General features: G+C 67.3%; 15 protein-coding genes. 7 read left to right on the forward strand and 8 right to left on the reverse strand.

Annotated features, from left to right (window positions below):
- Nucleotides 1-84: 84 nt before the first annotated feature.
- From ASE28_RS10945 to ASE28_RS10965, 5 genes are all read right to left on the reverse strand, one after another.
- Nucleotides 85-1,026 carry a hypothetical protein gene (locus tag ASE28_RS10945; protein WP_057266607.1) on the reverse strand — a complete coding sequence of 314 codons (942 nt, stop codon included), beginning with the start codon at nucleotides 1,024-1,026 and terminating at the stop codon, nucleotides 85-87.
- A gap of 387 nt (nucleotides 1,027-1,413) precedes the next feature.
- Nucleotides 1,414-2,094: an ABC-type transport auxiliary lipoprotein family protein gene (locus ASE28_RS10950; protein ID WP_057267259.1), complete on the reverse strand. Its 681-nt coding sequence runs from the start codon at nucleotides 2,092-2,094 to the stop codon at nucleotides 1,414-1,416.
- A 35-nt stretch (nucleotides 2,095-2,129) separates the two neighbouring features.
- A complete protein-coding gene (locus tag ASE28_RS10955) occupies nucleotides 2,130-3,107 on the reverse strand; it encodes an MlaD family protein (RefSeq protein WP_057266608.1) in 978 nt (325 codons plus the stop codon).
- Nucleotides 3,107-4,003, reverse strand: a complete 897-nt coding sequence (locus ASE28_RS10960) for an ABC transporter ATP-binding protein (protein WP_235516095.1) — start codon at nucleotides 4,001-4,003, stop codon at nucleotides 3,107-3,109. Before ASE28_RS10960 ends, ASE28_RS10955 begins: the two co-directional genes overlap by 1 nt.
- A gap of 4 nt (nucleotides 4,004-4,007) precedes the next feature.
- Nucleotides 4,008-5,135, reverse strand: a complete 1,128-nt coding sequence (locus tag ASE28_RS10965; protein WP_057202608.1) for an ABC transporter permease — start codon at nucleotides 5,133-5,135, stop codon at nucleotides 4,008-4,010.
- Nucleotides 5,136-5,413: 278 nt separating this feature from the next.
- On the opposite strand from ASE28_RS10965, the gene ASE28_RS10970 reads away from it, so the two are divergent.
- Nucleotides 5,414-7,087 carry a GMC family oxidoreductase gene (locus ASE28_RS10970; RefSeq protein ID WP_057266609.1) on the forward strand — a complete coding sequence of 558 codons (1,674 nt, stop codon included), beginning with the start codon at nucleotides 5,414-5,416 and terminating at the stop codon, nucleotides 7,085-7,087.
- A gap of 10 nt (nucleotides 7,088-7,097) precedes the next feature.
- Here ASE28_RS10970 and ASE28_RS10975 read toward each other — a convergent pair whose 3' ends face one another.
- A complete protein-coding gene (locus ASE28_RS10975; RefSeq protein WP_057266610.1) occupies nucleotides 7,098-7,421 on the reverse strand; it encodes a hypothetical protein in 324 nt (107 codons plus the stop codon).
- A gap of 30 nt (nucleotides 7,422-7,451) precedes the next feature.
- Entirely contained in the window at nucleotides 7,452-8,831 is a 1,380-nt protein-coding gene (locus ASE28_RS10980; RefSeq protein ID WP_057266611.1) for an ammonium transporter, read from the reverse strand.
- Between the two features lie 356 nt (nucleotides 8,832-9,187).
- Between ASE28_RS10980 and ASE28_RS10985 the strand changes: the two genes are divergently transcribed.
- The 6 genes from ASE28_RS10985 to ASE28_RS11010 all read left to right on the forward strand — a co-directional run bounded on the left by ASE28_RS10985 (nucleotide 9,188) and on the right by ASE28_RS11010 (nucleotide 14,838).
- On the forward strand, nucleotides 9,188-9,946 hold the full coding sequence (locus tag ASE28_RS10985) for a TSUP family transporter (RefSeq protein ID WP_057266612.1): 759 nt from the start codon (nucleotides 9,188-9,190) through the stop codon (nucleotides 9,944-9,946).
- A gap of 271 nt (nucleotides 9,947-10,217) precedes the next feature.
- Entirely contained in the window at nucleotides 10,218-10,982 is a 765-nt protein-coding gene (locus tag ASE28_RS10990; protein WP_057266613.1) for an ABC transporter substrate-binding protein, read from the forward strand.
- A 31-nt stretch (nucleotides 10,983-11,013) separates the two neighbouring features.
- Nucleotides 11,014-11,796 (forward strand): amino acid ABC transporter permease, encoded by a 783-nt coding sequence (locus tag ASE28_RS10995; RefSeq protein ID WP_057266614.1) that lies wholly within the window; start codon nucleotides 11,014-11,016, stop codon nucleotides 11,794-11,796.
- The gene (locus ASE28_RS11000; protein WP_057266615.1) at nucleotides 11,793-12,536 is read left to right on the forward strand and encodes an amino acid ABC transporter ATP-binding protein; all 744 of its coding nucleotides are present in this window, start codon (nucleotides 11,793-11,795) and stop codon (nucleotides 12,534-12,536) included. The genes ASE28_RS10995 and ASE28_RS11000 overlap by 4 nt, the downstream gene beginning before the upstream one ends.
- Before the next feature lie 46 nt (nucleotides 12,537-12,582).
- Entirely contained in the window at nucleotides 12,583-13,878 is a 1,296-nt protein-coding gene (locus ASE28_RS11005; protein ID WP_057266616.1) for a DcaP family trimeric outer membrane transporter, read from the forward strand.
- Nucleotides 13,879-13,944: 66 nt separating this feature from the next.
- Nucleotides 13,945-14,838 (forward strand): DMT family transporter, encoded by an 894-nt coding sequence (locus tag ASE28_RS11010; protein ID WP_057202617.1) that lies wholly within the window; start codon nucleotides 13,945-13,947, stop codon nucleotides 14,836-14,838.
- Between the two features lie 7 nt (nucleotides 14,839-14,845).
- Here ASE28_RS11010 and mrdA read toward each other — a convergent pair whose 3' ends face one another.
- Nucleotides 14,846-16,792: a penicillin-binding protein 2 gene (gene mrdA / locus ASE28_RS11015; protein WP_057202618.1), complete on the reverse strand. Its 1,947-nt coding sequence runs from the start codon at nucleotides 16,790-16,792 to the stop codon at nucleotides 14,846-14,848.
- Nucleotides 16,793-16,847: the final 55 nt, after the last annotated feature.

The raw sequence follows: 16,847 nt of genomic DNA on the forward strand, positions 1-16,847 counted from the left end.
ACCGGCTGCGTCCCTCTTCCCGAATTGCGCAGCAATTCGAGAGAAGGGGTGAAGGCGCGAAGCGCCTCAGGGGGATGTACCGAATCAATACCCAGCGCCGATTGCCAGCGGCAGGAAGGTATCCACCGGGCCCAGCACGGCGGGCGAACTGCCGACGATGGTGTAGCTCAGTTGGCCATTGCTGATGGACAGGATGGCGCCGGTGTCGCGGTAGAAGCGGTAGTACTGGTTGCCGTAGGTCAGCGAGGGCGAGAACGAGGGCTTGAACAGCGTGGGGAAGGTGTCTTCCGCATAGTTGAACAAGCGGTCGTCGGCACGGGTGACCACGGCCTTGAATGGTGCCAGGCCACCGGCCTGCCCCAGCCCCGTGAACTCCATCACGTAGCTGATCGAACCGGTGGAGGGGTCCACCTTGAACAGCTTGGTGAATGCGGCGCCGTACAGGGTGTTGCTGTCGCCTTCCGCCAGGCCGTAGACCGAAGTGGCCAGGCCGAAGCTGCCGACGTTGGCCGACTGCTGGTTGTTGCGCAGGTTGACGATGCCCAGCGAGTCGTTCTCGCCCGCAAAGAACAGCCGGCCATTGAGGTAGGCCAGGTCACCCGCCGATTGCGCCGGAAGGGTACCGACCACCGTGGCCTGCGCGGTGGCGGGGTTGACCTGGTAGAGGTTCTTGTTGACGGCGGACGCAGCGTACAGCTTGCCGCTGCCATCGAAGGTCAGTGCATTGGCGGTGCTGATGCCGTGCTTGCCGAGCAGCACGGCACTGCCATCGGCGGCCAGGCGGTACAGCGAATTGAAGGTCAGCACGTAGAGGGTGCCCGCCGCGTCGGTGGCGATGTCGGTGATGGAGCCATCGACCGTGGGGCGGGACACCAGGGTCAGGGACTTGGCGTCCACATCGACGAGCATGATCTTGCCACTGTCCTGCACGTAAAGCTTGTCACCGGCCCAGGCGGTGGTGGCAGTGGCGGCGAGGGCGATGGTGGCGGCACAGGCGGAGCGCAGCAGCGATGGCTTGAAGAACATACGGGAAATTACCTCGGCAATGAACGTGGATCGGAGCCCGCTGTGGGCCGCGATGGCGGCATGCCATCCGGCGCTGCACTCGCAGGCGAAGGGGAACACAAGGGCTGGAGGCGGTGGCGGGCGATGGGCTGGCCATGGCAGTGACCCACCGGGAGCCAGGCACCCAGGGAACGCATTGGCGGTCTGCGGGCCCCGTACCGGACAGCCTGCCTCGTTGCAGCCCGACAAGAGATTTGCGCAATCCCGAAGGCCGTCAACACGTTCCGGCACATTATGGAAGAGCACCGCAGGCTTCGACACCCTACCTGAGTAGGGGTGCTGCAACCATCCGTAACAAGACTGGCTTTGGGGGTGCGCCGGTGCGGGTGCGTGTCCGGTTCCTGCGGCTCAGCGCCCCACCTGTTCCAGCCATTCGTCCAATTCGCGCGCCGCTTGGTTGGTGGCGTCGGCCAGTGCCCGGGTGCCGCCGGCCGCATCGGCTGTGGCAGCGGGGCGTTGCACGATGAAGACACGCTGGCCCACCAGGTTCTCGCCCAGATGCGTCGGCTCGGCAACGGTGGCACGCAGGCGCACCAGGCCGGCGCTTTCTGCGGCGCTGGTGAACACCTGGCTGAACTCTTCGAGCTCCAGGCGCAGCACGGTGGGCCGCTTGTTCGCCACACGGGCCTGCACGGCCGCGTCGCTGGTGCTCAGGATGGCCCGGCGCAGGCCCAGGTGCTCGCGGATGCGCTGCTGCACCAGCACAGCCGGGGGCTGGCTCCAGCGTGCTGCGGCATAGGGGCGTGGCTGCTGGGCATCGGCGTAGGCCAGCCGGTAGAGCACCGACGTGCTGCTTTCGGGCATGCCGGTGGACTCCACATCGGCCAGGGCCAGCGGCGCCAGCGGGGCCCGGCGGTCACTCGGGGCCGTTGCCATGGCACCGGGGCCGAAGTCGTACTGCACCGCCCGCGTGGGCGGGCCGGGCAGGGCCGAGCACCCGGCCAGCACGGCAGCGGCGCACACCAGGGCGGCACCCCGGCGGGCCAGGCGAGCCAGGCGCCCCGAGACAGTGCGTTGGATATCCAGCATGGCGATGTACTCCTTGAATTCGTCGGACGGCGGCATCAGCGCGCGGCGCCTGGTGCGGCAAAGCCTTCTTCGCCCGGACCAGGCGGGATGCGGCCCGAGCCATAGATGAACGACTGCGGGTTGTCGCTGACGCTGTTGGCGGCCCGGCCGATCTGGCGCGCGGTGCGCGACAGTTCGTCGGCTGCACGGGTGACGCGCGGCAGCGTGTTGCTGCCCAGTGCATCGGCCGCGCGCGTGAGCGCCTGGGTGCCCTGCGTGATCTGGTCGATGGGGCCGCCTTCAACGGTGAGGCGCTGGTTGGTGGCGTTGATGCCTGCGGCCATGTCCGACACACTGGTGCCGGCCTTCTGCAGCGACTGCAGCGTCTGGCGCGCATCGCCGGCCAGGGCCGGCAGCGACGCCAGCGCCGGGTCGAGCCGGGTCTGCACCGTGGTGTCCAGCCGCTTGGTGAGCGCGTTGACGCTGCCGGCCGCCTGGCCGATGTTGCCGATGGCGTCGGTGAGCAGCTTCTGGTTGGTGTCGCCCAGCAACTGGTTGATGCGGCGCGTGGCCTCCTCCACCTGGCCCAGGATGGCCGGCGCCTGCTCGGCCAGGCGGCCAAACGGCGAAGGCTTGAGCGGCAGGCGCGGCAGGCCGCTCGGGCCCGGGGGCAGCTCGGGGTAGGGCGCTGCGGCATCGTCGAGCTGCACATGGGCCAGGCCGGTGACGCCCTGGTAGCCCAGCACGGCGAAGGTGTTGGGGCTGATGGGCGCCTGCTCATTCACGGCAATGCGGATCAGCACATTGCCGCTGACCTGGGGATCGAAGCCGATGCGCGTGACCTTGCCCACGGCCACGCCCTTGTAGCGCACCGTGGCCTGGGGCTGCAGGCCACTCACGCCGTCCTTGGTGGACAGCTCGTACTGCTCGTAGTTGGCGTTGTCGCGCGTGAGCCAGATGGCCAGCCCTGCCAGCATGGCGGCCACCACGATGACGAAGATGCCGGCGGCGAGTGCGTGTGATTTGTTTTCCATCAGGCGTCCTTGGAAGTCTGCATTGGGGCCGCGGGCGGCTGCTCGGGCAAGCCCGCCAGGGGGGCCATGGCGCGCTGGCCACGTTCACCCATGAAGAATTGCTCGACGAAGGGGTGTTTGAAACGCGCCACTTCAGTCGGCGGGCCAGTGACGACAACCTTCTTGTCGGCCAGCACGGCCACGCGGGTGGACAGGGCAAACAGGGTGTCGAGGTCGTGCGTGACCATGACCATGGTGAGGCCCAGCGCCGCATGCAGCTCGCGCAGCAATGCGCAGAACTCGTCGGCACTGCTCGGGTCGAGCCCGGCGGTGGGCTCGTCGAGCAGCAGCAGCGGCGGGTCCATGATGAGGGCGCGCGCCAGGGCCACGCGCTTGACCATGCCACCGGACAAATCGGCCGGCATGCGGCTGGCGTGCTCGGGCTTGAGGCCCACCATCTGCAGCTTGACCAGCGCGGCATCGCGCACCAGATCGTCGGGCAGGGTGCCCTGCTCGCGCAGCGCGAAGGCCACGTTGTCGAGCACGTTGAAGGCCGAGAACAGCGCACCGTGCTGGAACAGCATGCCCACCCGGCTGGCAGCACCTTCGCGCCCCATCTCGGAGGCCGGGCGGCCGAGCACGGTGACCGTGCCACGCGCGGGCCGGGCCAGGCCCAGTATCTGGCGCAGCAGCACCGTCTTGCCCGTGCCCGAGCCCCCTACCAGCGACAGCATCTCGCCTCGCTGCACGGTGAATTCAAGGTCCTGGTGCACGGCGAAGGCTTCGCTGCCCTTGCCGAACACGCTCCACAGGCCCTTGACCTCAACCACGGGCGGTGTGCCCGAGGGCACGGCCAGCGCCTGGGGCGCGTTGCTGCCTGCGGCGTTTGGCGGGGTGGCGATGTCGGCGGTACTCACGGCGTCAGATCCCGATGCTCTTGAAGGCGATGGCAAACAGCGCATCCACGATGATGACCATGGTGATGGAAGTGACCACCGATGCGGTCGTGCCCTCGCCCAAGCTCTGCGTATTGGGCTTGACGCGCATGCCCCAATGGCAGCCGATGAGCGCGATGCAGGCACCGAACACCACCGACTTGGCCATGGCCAGGCCGAGGTTGCCCACCTTCACGGCAGACGGCAGGGCCTGCACAAAATACGCGGGAGAAATATCCATGGCCACATCGGCCGCGAGCATGCCCCCGGCCAGCGCCGCCAGCGTGGTCCACACGCTGATCAGCGGCATGGCCAGCGCCAGCGCCAGGGTGCGCGGCATCACCAGCCGAAAGCCGTGCGGGATGCCCATGACGCGCATGGCATCGAGCTCTTCGGTCACACGCATCACGCCGATCTGCGCGGTGATGGACGAGCCCGAGCGCCCCGCCACCAGGATGGCCGCGAGCATGGGGCCCAGCTCGCGGATGAGGGAGATGCCCAGGATGTTGACGATGAACGATTCGGCGCCGAACTGGCGCAGTTGCAGCGACATCAGGTAGGCCAGCACCACCCCGATGAGAAAGCCGACCAGGGCTGTGATGGGCAACGCCGTGGCGCCCATGCGGTACAGGTGGCCGGACACGTCGCGCCAGGGCCCGCGCTGGGGGGCACGCGCCAGGCGCAGCAGGTCGAGCACCAGCTGTCCCACCATTTGCAGCATGTGGCGCGCGTGGTCCACACCATGCAGCACCAGCAGGCCCAGGTGGTCCACTTCACGGGCTAGGCTCCAGGGCTCGGGCGGCGGCGGCTCGGCCACGGTGAACTCGGCCACGCGTTCCAGGATGTCACGCTGGATATCCGTGAGCGCGAGGCGCTTGGGCCACGCACGTCCCCAGTGGTTCCAGAGCAATTGGGCACCTACATGGTCCAGCCACTGCAGGTCGCGCAGATCCCACCCGACCTGGGCACTGGACTGCTGCGCCTGCAGCTGTGCGGACAGTGCCTTCCATTGCCGGCGCGTACCCAGCTCAGCCGCGCCCCAACGCCCATGCAGCAGCAGCTCCGGGCCTTCGGAGGTGTCGGTGCGGGCAATGCGCGGAGCAAGGTCGGTCATGAAACGGGCGGCGCAAGCCACCAGCAAGGAGGTAGGGGAAGCATGGTAGCGGAGCCCATGGCCCGCAGGTAGGACAAGCCCTTGCGTGCAAGCACGACACGGGCCCGAATGCTTGCAATTATTATCAAATTGCGTGCAGTCACAACCGCTGCAAGCCACACCAGCTACAAACTTGCTAGCAAGCCGCGTTTACCCCCTCGACACCACCAGCGCGGTCCGCACAATGGCGCCGACCCTTCCGATCAACCCGCGACACCTCTTGCAACACCGTTATTCCCATGAGCGACACCACGTTTGACCACATCATCATCGGCGGCGGCACAGCGGGCGCCCTGCTGTGCAACCGCCTGAGCGCCGATGGCCGCCGCCGCGTGTTGCTCATCGAAGCGGGTCGCAAGGATGATTACCACTGGATACACATTCCCGTGGGCTATCTGTATTGCATTGGCAACCCGCGCACCGACTGGCTCTACAACACTGAGCCCGACGCGGGCCTGAACGGCCGCACCCTGCGCTATCCGCGCGGCAAGACACTGGGCGGTTGCAGCAGCATCAACGGCATGATCTACATGCGCGGCCAGGCACGCGACTACGACCAGTGGGCCGAGCTGACCGGTGACGCCAGCTGGCGCTGGGACAACGCCCTGCCCCACTTTCGCCGCCACGAGGACCACTGGCGCCTGGACCAGCCCGGCGACGTGAATGAAAACTTCAAGCGCCTGCACGGCAACAAGGCCACCGGCAGCACCGGCGAGTGGCGCGTGGAGAAGCAGCGCCTGCGCTGGGATGTGCTGGACGCCTTTTCCAAGGCTGCGCAGCAGGCCGGCATTCCGGCCACCGAGGATTTCAATGGCGGCGACAACGAGGGCGTGGGCTACTTCGAGGTCAACCAGAAGAGCGGCTGGCGCTGGAACACGGCCAAGGCCTTTCTGCGGCCGACCTGCTACGGCCGGCCGAACTTCGAGATGTGGACCAACGCGCAGGCCACCCAGTTGATCCTCGAAACCCAGCCGGACGGCACACGCCGCTGCACCGGCGTGAAGGTGTGGGACGGGCACGAGATGGTGACAGCCCACGCCACCGGCGAGGTGATCCTGAGCGCGGGGGCCATCAACTCGCCCCAATTGCTGCAGCTGTCGGGCATCGGCCCAGCCGCCCTGCTCCGGCAGCACGGCATCGACGTGGTGCACGACCTGCCGGGCGTGGGCGCCAACCTGCAGGACCACCTGCAGATCCGCGCGGTGTTCAAGGTCAATGGCGTGCCCACGCTCAACACCATGGCCAGCTCGCTTTGGGGCAAGGCCAAGATCGGCATGGAATACGCGATGAAGCGCAGTGGCCCGATGAGCATGGCACCCTCGCAACTCGGCGCCTTCACGCGCAGCGACCCTGGCCAGCCCTGGCCCAACATCGAGTACCACGTGCAGCCCCTGTCGCTCGACGCCTTCGGCGAGCCCCTGCACAGCTTCCCGGCCTTCACGGCCAGCGTCTGCAACCTCAACCCCACGAGCCGGGGCACGGTACAGATCAAGAGCGCGGACTTCAAGGCCGCGCCGGCCATTGCGCCCAACTACCTGAGCACCCCCGAAGACCGGCAGGTGGCGGCCGACAGCCTGCGCGTCACGCGCCGCATCGTCGCCCAGCCCGCCCTGGCCGCCTACCAGCCCGAGGAGTGGAAGCCCGGCGTGCAGTTTGAAAGCGATGAGGACCTGGCGCGTCTGGCGGGCGACATAGCCACCACCATCTTCCACCCCGTGGGCACGACGCGCATGGGCCGCGCAGATGACCCGATGGCGGTGCTTGATTCGCAACTGCGCGTGCGTGGCATTGCCGGCCTGCGCGTGGTGGATGCGGGCGCCATGCCCACCATCACCAGTGGCAACACCAACTCACCCACGCTGATGCTGGCCGAAAAGGCAGCCGAATGGATCCTGGCCGCGCAGAAGGCGTGAGCTTTCAAGTTCAGCGGATGCCACCGACATAGCGGGGCACTTCGACCACCGGTGCAGGCGCCAGGCGCTGGCGCACCGCCTGGCCGGCGGTCTCCAGCAAGGGACGCCGTTGTGGCGCAGGGGCCGGTTCGTGCACGGCGCGGTCGAGCCGTTCGGCCCATTCGGCAAGTTCGGGCACGCCGTCTTCGACCGCGTGCTGGCGCGCAAAGCGCACGACTTCCATCGCGTACTCGGCATTGGCTGCCATCCACTCGGTGTCGGTCACCCGGCCGGTCTTGCGGCGCAGCAGCACGTGCAGGTGCGCTGCGATGGCGAGTTTGTCGCTGTCCTGCATGATGGTGAACTCCTCAGAACATTGGGAGACCTACTGACCCAGGCGTTCCCGGTGCTGTGCAATATCCAGGCCCACTTGCTCGCTTTGCTCGTCCACGCGCAGGCCGAGCACGAGGTTGGTGATCCACAGCAGCAGTGCCGTGCCCACCAGGCTGAACAGCATCACGGCCCCCACGCCGATGGCCTGGGTCCAGAGGCTGCCCGCGACACCACCGACCGTGCGGCTGGCCAGCACGCCCGTGAGCAGCGAACCCACGATGCCGCCGATGCCATGCACCCCGAACACGTCCAGCGAATCGTCGGCTCGCAGCAGGCGCTTGAGCCCCGTCGCGCCCCAGTAGCAGGCCAGGCCCGCCACCAGCCCGATGACAACGGCCGAGCGCAGGGTGACGAAACCGGCAGCCGGCGTGATGGCCACCAACCCGGCCACCAGGCCCGAGCACAGGCCCAGCAAGGAGGGACGACCGCGCATGACCGCCTCGCCCAGCATCCAGGACAGCGCGCCCGCGGCAGCGGCCACATGGGTTACGGCCATGGCCAGCCCCGCCCGGCCATCGGCCGCCACGGCCGAGCCCGCGTTGAAGCCGAACCAGCCCACCCAGAGCATGCCCGCGCCCACCATGGTCAGCGCCAGGCTGTAGGGTTCGAAGGGTTCGCGCCCATAGCCGCTGCGCCGCCCCAGGAACCAGGCGCACACCAGGCCGGCCACGCCGGCATTCACATGCACCACGGAGCCCCCGGCAAAGTCGAGCGCCCCCATCTGCGCCAGCCAGCCGCCCGGCTCCCAGACCCAGTGCGCCACGGGCGCGTAGATGAACACCGTCCACAGGCTGATGAACAGCAGCATCGCGGAAAAGCGCATGCGCTCGACGACGGCCCCCACCAGCAGCGCCGCCGTGATGATGGCAAAGGTCAGCTGGAACATGGCGTAGACCGATTCGGGGATGGCCGGTGCCACATGGCTCACCGACAGCTTGCCCGCGGCCAGCTGGAAGTCGAACCCGGCAAATGCCATGCGCTCGGTACCGCCCAGCCAGGCGCTGCCCGGCGTGAACGCCCACGAGTAGCCGATGGCAAACCACAGCAGGCTCACCAGCGCGGCAATGGCGACCACGCTGGCCATGGTGTTGAGTACGTTCTTGCGGCGCACCATGCCCGCGTAGAACAGGGCGATGCCCGGCAGCGTCATGAGCAGCACCAGCACCGTCGAGGTCATCATCCAGGCGGTGTCCGCGGCATTGATGGCCTCCTTGGCCACGAGGCCGGGGCGCGTCAAGGGAGCGGGTGCCGGTGCGGCAACGGCTGCCGATGCGGCGGCCTCGGGGGCGGGCGCTTGCGCCCAGACCGTTGCGGTGCAAAGCCCGAGGCACAAGGCCACGACCGTGACGAACCCATGGATGACTGCCCGCATGTGGAAGCTCCCTTTTCGCAATTTGTTACAAGGCACAGTGCACAAGGCATGCCAAGCAAAAAATCGCATTTGGGGCAGTCAGGGCGTCTTTCGGCCCGTTTCGCCCCCCAAAAGGGGGCGGGAAACCCCCAATGCACCAAGCGGGTGCCGCCGTTACAGTACCGTCACTCGAAAGCGCGCCCTGGTGTGCTGGACGAGGGGCCGAGGAGACATCCCTACAAGCAACAACCCAATAAAGCACCCAACGAGGTGCACCCCCTTTTCAGGCGCTGGCAATCCCAGCGCCTTTTTTCTTTCCGCTCGGGGAATGCCTTCGCTACCAAAACCGTAGCTGGGTGGGTGCGAAAATCAGGGGGATGGAATGGATTTTCATCACCCTCGCCTCGCTGCTGGCAGGCTTCGTGGACGCGATTGTGGGCGGCGGTGGCCTGGTGATGGTGCCAGCGCTGTTCGCCGCGTTTCCCGTGGCACCTCCTGCCACGCTGCTGGGCACCAACAAGGCGGCGGGCGTCTGGGGTACGGCCATGGCCACCTGGCAGTACAGCCGCCGCGTGCAACTGCGCTGGAGCGCCCTGCTGCCGGCCGCAGCCGCCGGGTTTGCCGGCTCGTTCGCAGGGGCCTGGGCCGTCACGGTCATCTCGCCCGAGTTCCTGCGCCGGCTGCTCCCCCTGGTGCTGCTGGGCGTGCTGGCCTACACCCTGGCCAAAAAGGACATGGGGCGCCACCACACGCCGCGCTTCGCCGGGCGCGCTGAAATAGTGGCCGCCAGCCTGATCGGTCTGGCCATCGGCTTCTATGACGGTTTCTTCGGGCCGGGCACGGGCAGCTTCTTCGTGTTCCTGTTCGTGCGGCTGCTCGGGTACGACTTCCTCAATGCCTCGGCGTCGGCCAAGCTGCTCAATACGGCCACCAACGTGGCGGCCATCGCCCTGTTTGCCGCCAAGGGCCATGTCTGGTGGCATTTTGCGGTGACGCTGGCCGTGGCCAATGTGGTGGGCAGCCTGATCGGCACGCACATGGCGCTCAAGCACGGCACGGGCTTCGTGCGCGGCATCTTCATCGTGGTGGTGGGGGCGCTGATCCTCAAGACAGGCTACGACGCCTTTCTGCGCTGAGCGCGCGCTGCAAAGGGCGCCCGCGCGATTACCAGCACTTGGAAAAGTTCGGGAGCCTTCTCTAAAACCTGTTGTGAATTGGCCTACAACCGGCTTTTGTAGGGCGCCCCCTGTGGCGGCAGAAAAAGACCGCTCCTTATAATTGGTGACTATTTCGTGACGCCTGACATCGCCATCCGCGATGGCTGCGGACGCATTTCCCGAGCCTCCGGCCTGCCTACCCGCATGCCGGATTTTTTGTACCTGAAATACCCCGGACAGGACCCATCCCATGCAATTGTTCAAGGCTGTAGCCACCGCCCTCGCGCTCTGCGCCGCCTTCTCCGCCCAGGCCCGGACCCTGGACGAGGTGAAGAAGGACGGCAAGATCCTCATCGCGACCGAAGGACAGTTCGCCCCCTTCAACTTCTTCAGCGGCACCACGCTCACCGGCTTCGAAGTGGAGACGGCCGAGCTCGTGGCCAAGAAGATGGGCCTCACGATCCAGTGGAAGACCCTGGGCTTCGACGCCCTGCTCACGGGCCTGCGCCAGGACCGCTGGGACCTGGTGATCGCCTCCCACGGCATCACCGAAGAGCGCGCCAAGGCAGTGACCTTCACCGAGCCCCACTACTGCTCGGGCGGCATGATCATCGCCATGGACCCGGCCATCAAGAGCGCCAAGGACCTGGCCGGCAAGGTGGTGGCCGTGCAGACCGGCACCAGCTACCTGGAGAACGTGCAGAAGGTCTCATCCATCAAGGAAATGAAGAACTTCCCCACCGACGTGGATGCCCGCAGCGCGCTGAACTCGCGCCGCGTGGACGCCTGGGTGACCGACCGCTTCGTGGCCAAGGCAGTGGCCGAAAAGAACCCCGGCGCCGGCTTCAAGCTCGGCGACATGCTGTTCATCGAGCGCATCGCCGCCGCCGTGGCCAAGGGCAACAGCTCGCTGGCCGGCGGCTGGAACAAGGCGCTGGCCGAAGTGATGGCCGACGGCAGCTATGCCGCATTGTCCAAGAAGTACTTCAACGAAGACGTTCGCTGCACCAACTGAGCAAGCCCGCTTGTAATCACCAGGGGTTTTCATGCTCACTGCCCTTTGGCCCGAGCGCTGGTCTCGCCAGCAGCGCAGCAACGCCACGCTCGTCTCGGCCGTCGTCCTGATGGTCCTGGCGCTGGCGCTGCTGGGCACATTGCTCTCTTTCCTGCCCGAGCCCATCGGCCCCAACGCCCAGGCGTTTTCTGACGGTGCACGCACCACGCTGTGGCTCACCCTGGTGAGCGGCAGCGTGGGCCTGGTGCTGGGCACCGGCGCAGCCCTGGCCCGCACCTCGCGCCTGACGGCCGTGCGCTGGGTGGCCGGCTTCTACATCTGGGTCATCCGCGGCACGCCGCTCCTGGTGCAGATCCTGTTCGTCTATTTCGCGCTGCCGGTGTTGGTGCCGGGCCTGAACCTGCCCGACTTCGCGGCCGCCGTGCTGGCCCTGGGCCTGAACGTGGGCGCCTACAACGCCGAGGCCATCCGCGCCGGGCTGCTGGCGGTACCGCGCGGCCAGACCGAAGCCGCCAAGGCCCTGGGGCTGGGGCGGGTGCATGTCTTCCTGGACGTGGTGTTCCCGCAGGCCTTCAAGATCTCGCTGCCGCCGCTGGTGAGCAACTTCGTGGCACTGCTCAAGGATTCGTCGCTGGCCTATGCCATCGGCGTGGTGGAACTGACCAACGTGGGCAATCGCATCCAGTCGGCCACTTTCCAGCCCATCGCCACCCTGTCCACCGTGGCCATCACCTACCTGCTGCTGACCACCCTGGTCACGCAGATCTCGAACGCCGTGGAATACCGCTTCGACGTGGAAGGCCGCAACCAATGAGCCGGCCCACGCCCTTCATCGTGGTGGACCGCGTCTGCAAGTCCTTTGGCACCCACCAGGTGCTGCGCGACGTGTCCACCGTGTTCAACACCGGCGAGGTCACCGTGATCATCGGGGCCTCGGGCTCGGGCAAGAGCACGCTGCTGCGCGCCATCAACCGGCTAGAGCCCCACGACTCGGGCCGCATCACCATCGACCGGGTGGAAGTGACCGACGACATGGCCACGCTGCAGCGCCAGCGCAGCGAGGTCGGCATGGTGTTCCAGCAGTTCAACCTGTTCGGCCACATGAGCGTGCTGGACAACGTGACGCTGGCGCCCCGGCGCATCCGCCACACACCACGCGCACAGGCCAACGAGCAGGCCATGGTGCTGCTGCGCCGCGTGGGCATGCAGGACCATGCACACAAGTACCCGTGGCAGTTGTCGGGCGGCCAGCAGCAGCGGGTGGCCATTGCGCGGGCGCTGGCCATGCAGCCCAAGGTGATGCTGTTCGACGAGCCCACCTCGGCCCTCGATCCCGAGATGGTGCAGGAGGTGCTCGACGTGATGCGCGAGCTGGCCCGTGGCGGCATGACCATGATCGTGGTGACCCACGAGATGGGCTTTGCCCGCGAAGTGGCCGACCGCGTGATGTTCTTCGACCAGGGGCGCATCGCCCACGACGCGGCGCCCGCCGAATTCTTCAACAACCCCGCCAACGACCGCATCCGTGCCTTCATCGGCCGCATGAGCGCCTGAGATCCAGGCCCGTGCCATGCCATTACCAGCCCCTACCGGAGTGACCATGAAACTGAACCACACGTTCCTCGCCCTGCTGGCCGCCGGCCTGTGCAGCCTGCCCCCTGCGGCCTTCGCGCAGTCCGCCAAGGACTTCGAAGAAATGCGCAACGAGCTCAAGGCCCTGCGCGCCGAGCTCAACCAGCTCAAGGCCCAGCAGGCCCAGGCGCCCGCCGCCCCTGCGGCGTCCGCATCGGCCTGGAACGACCGCATCGAGGCCGTGGAACTCAAGCAGAAGGACGCCGTGGTGCTGGGCGACATTCCGGGCAGCTTCCGCCTGCCGGGCAGCGAGACCTCGATCCGCGTCTACGGCTTTGCCGAGGCCAACATGGTCAAGGATTTCAAGGGCACGGCCCCCGGCGACAATTTCACGAACCTGATGGAGCAGCCCCTGGGCGAATCGCGCCAGGGCAAGAGCAGCCTGACCGCGCAGACTTCGCGCTTTGGCTTCGAAACCTCCACGCCGACTTCCATCGGCACCTTCAACACCAAGATCGAGGCCGACTTCTACGCCTATTGCGGTGTCGAGTGCAACCGCAACCGCCTGCGCCTGCGCCACGCCTACGGCGAATACGCTGGCTGGCTGATCGGCCAGACCTGGTCGACCTTCATGGACACGGACAACCTGCCCGAGACCGTGGACTTCAACGGCCCGCCCGGCGCCACCTTCCGCCGCCCCGCGCAGATCCGCTACACCTACAACAACCCCGATCTGGCCAAGTTCCAGTTCGCGCTCGAAGAGCCCACCGATGGCGCCAAGGGCCTGAACTTCGTGGCCCGCGTGGACAAGGCCTTCGACTGGGGCAACGTGAACGCCCGCCTGCTCTCGCACGAGCAACGTGTCGACGGATTCAGCAAGCGCGGCCTGGGTGTGGGTATCGGCGCCGGCTACAAGATCACCGGCACCACCACGCTGATGGCCCAGTACACGCGCCTGGATGGCGATGGCGATGGCGCCTACCTGGTGGGCGCGAACTACCCCGTGCTCGACGGCAGCACCGTGCGCCTGGACCGCTCGCACGGCGTCGTGATCGGCCTGAGCAACGTCTTCAGCGAGAAGATGCGCGGCACCGTGTCGCTGGGCGCCGTGCGCTCGCGCCACCGCCTGGGCGACGACTACGTGAACGCCTACGGCGGCGAAGGCAACCACAAGCTCTACCAATGGCACGCCGGCATGTACTACCTGCCGATCAAGAACGTGGAACTGGGCAGCGAGCTGATCGGCGGCCGCCGCACCACCTTCGACGGCCAGAAGGGCGACATGCTGCGCCTGAATCTGCAGGCCCGCTACCTGTTCAATTGATCCACGGCGCCCCTTGCGCCTGACAGGCTGGCCGGAGACCCCGGCCAGCCTTTTTTCTTTTTGCACATGCGATCTGAACGTTTTGGCCTGTTGGCCCTGCTGGCGGTGACCGCGGTGTGGGGCACCACCTTCCCCGCCATGAAGCTGCTGTCCGCCCAGCTCGATGCGCTGCAGATCATCTGGCTGCGCTTCGTGATTGCCCTGGCGGTGCTGGCACCGCTGTGGTGGGGCATGCTGCGCCATGAACGCCGCTGGGGCTGTGCGCTGGGCCTGCTGCTGTTCCTGGCGTTCTGGCTGCAGATCGAGGGGCTGGCGCGCACCAGCAGCAATCGCAACGCCTTCGTCACCGGCCTGAACGTTTTGGTGGTGCCGCTGATCGCCATGGCACTGATGGGCCGGCGCTATGGCTGGCGGCTGTGGGCCGCATGCGCCATGGCCTGCGCGGGCATGGCGCTGATGTTCCATGAGAACGACCCCTGGAACCTGGGCGATACGCTGACGCTGGCCAGCACCGTGTTCTATGCCCTCTACATCCTGGCGCTGGAGGAGTGCGCGCGGCGCACGGCCGACAACCCGCTGCGCGCCACGCGCATGGCAGCCGCGCAGGCTGGCGTGATGGCCCTGGCCTCCACCGTGCTGCTGCTCGCGCGCGAGGATGGCATGGGTTGGCTGGAATCTGCGGCCCGGCTGCCCGCAGAGGCCTGGGTGGCCGTGGTCTACCTGGGCCTGCTGGCCAGCGTGGTGGTGGTCACCCTGCAGGCCTGGGGCCAGCAGCGCGTGGATGCCATGCGCAGCGCCATCGTCTTCGGGCTGGAGCCGGTGTTCGCCGCCCTCACCGCCTGGGCTCTGCTCGGCGAGCAACTGGGCTGGGCGGGCCTGAGCGGTGCGGCACTGATCGTTACTGCGCTGGTGTTCAGCCAGTTGGCGCCGCCGGCCCGCAGCCCGGCAACCAGCGCCTGAAGAGCGATCAGGGCGCCGGGGGGCTGATCACCACGTCGGCCACCGCGCGCGGCTTGCCGATGGGCGCGGCGGCGATGCCCTTGCGCACTGCGGCAAGGTCTTCATCGTTCGGGTACTCGCCCTGGAGCCAGTAGTCGAACACACGCCGCGCAATCGGGCCGGCCGCCGCAGCGCCAAAGCCGGCGTTCTCGACGATGACGGCCAGTGCGATCTGGGGGTTCTCGGCCGGGGCAAAGGCCGCAAACAGCGAGTGGTCGCGCTGGTGCTCTTCGAGCAGCTTGGCGTTGTAGCGCACGTTCTGGCCCAGGCTCATGGCCTGCGCAGTGCCGGTCTTGCCGGCGGACGTGTAGGGCGCGCCTGCAAAGATGCGCGTGCCCGTGCCACCCTTGTTCACCGCCACCAGCGCGTTGCGCACGATCTCCACGTTCTTCGGCAGGTAGCCAAGGTTTTCTCCCGGAGGCTGAACCACCGGGGTCACGGTGCCGCTGACCGTGTCGCGCACGGCCTTGATGAGGTGGGGCGCATACTTGATGCCGCCGTTGGCCAGCGTGGCCTCGGCCTGCGCCAGCTGCAGGATGGTGAAGCTGTTGTAGCCCTGGCCGATGCCCAGGGACACGGTTTCGCCGGGGTGCCAGCGCTTCATCTCGGGGCGCTTGTAGGCATTGCGCTTCCAGGTGGTGCTGGGCAGCACGCCGCGCACCTCGCCGTTGAGATCGATCCCCGTGCTCTGGCCCAGGCCCAGCGGCTTCATGAAATCGTGGATGGCATCGACCCCCATCTCCACGGCCAGCGAGTAGAAATAGGTGTTGCTCGAGAACTGGATGGCGCGGTGCATGTCCACCCCGCCCAGGCCCCCTTCGTGGCTGCGGAAGGTGTGGCCGCCAAAGGTGTAGAAACCCGGGTCGTTGACCACCATGCTGGGCGCACGCTTGCCCAGCTGCAGCGCCGCGAGCGCCATGAAGGGCTTGTAGGTGGAGCCCGGCGGGTAGGTGCCGCGCAGCGCGCGGTTGAGCAGCGGCTTGTCGATCGACTCGTTGAGCGCCTGCCAGCTTTCGCTGTCGATGCCCTCGACGAACAGGTTCGGATCAAAGGTGGGTTTGCTCACCAGCGCCAGCACCTCGCCATTGCGCGGGTCGATGGCCACCAGGGCGCCGCGGCGGTCGCCGAACATGTCCTCGATGAGTTTTTGCAGCTTGATGTCCAGCGACAGCATCACCGTGTTGCCCGGCGTGGCCGGGTGGCTGGCCAGCCGCCGCACGGCGTGCCCGCCGGCCGAGGTCTCCATGCGCTCTACGCCGGTCAGGCCGTGCAGCATGTTCTCGAAACTCTGCTCCACGCCGAGCTTGCCGATGTACTCGGTCCCCCGGTAGTTGGCCTCGTCGTCCGAGTCCTGGATGCGCGCCTTTTCCGTCTGGTTGATGCGGCCGATGTAGCCGATGGCATGGGCGCCCGCGTCGCCCAGCGGGTAGTTGCGAAACAGCCGGGCCTTGATGTCCACGCCGGGAAAGCGGTAGCGCTGCGCGGAAAAGCGCGCCACTTCCTGGTCGGTCAGGCGCGTGCGGATGGGCAGGGATTCGAAGTTGCGCGACTCTTCCAGCAGGCGCTTGAAGCGCCGCCGGTCGCGCTGCTGAATATCGACCACCTTGGACAGGGCCTCGATGGTCTCCTCCAGCACGCCCACTCGCGAGGGGGTGATCTCCAGCGTGTAGGCCGCGTAGTTGGTGGCCAGCACCACGCCGTTGCGGTCCATGATCAGGCCGCGGTTGGGCACGATGGGAACCACCGCCGTGCGGTTGCTCTCGGCCTGGGCGGCCAGGTCCTCGTGGCGCACCACCTGCAGGAACACCAGGCGCGCGACCAGCAGTCCGAACGCCAGGAACACCACGAAGGCGACGGTGAAGATGCGGGCGCGAAAACGCGACGAGTCCGCTTCGGCATTGCGCAGTTCAGTCACGCTGCGCCCTCCCCACCACCGTGCGGCAAGCGCAGGCGGATTGTTGGAGGGTCCA

Source organism: Acidovorax sp. Root219 (assembly GCF_001428665.1).
In the GTDB taxonomy this organism is placed as follows: Bacteria; Pseudomonadota; Gammaproteobacteria; order Burkholderiales; family Burkholderiaceae_C; genus Acidovorax.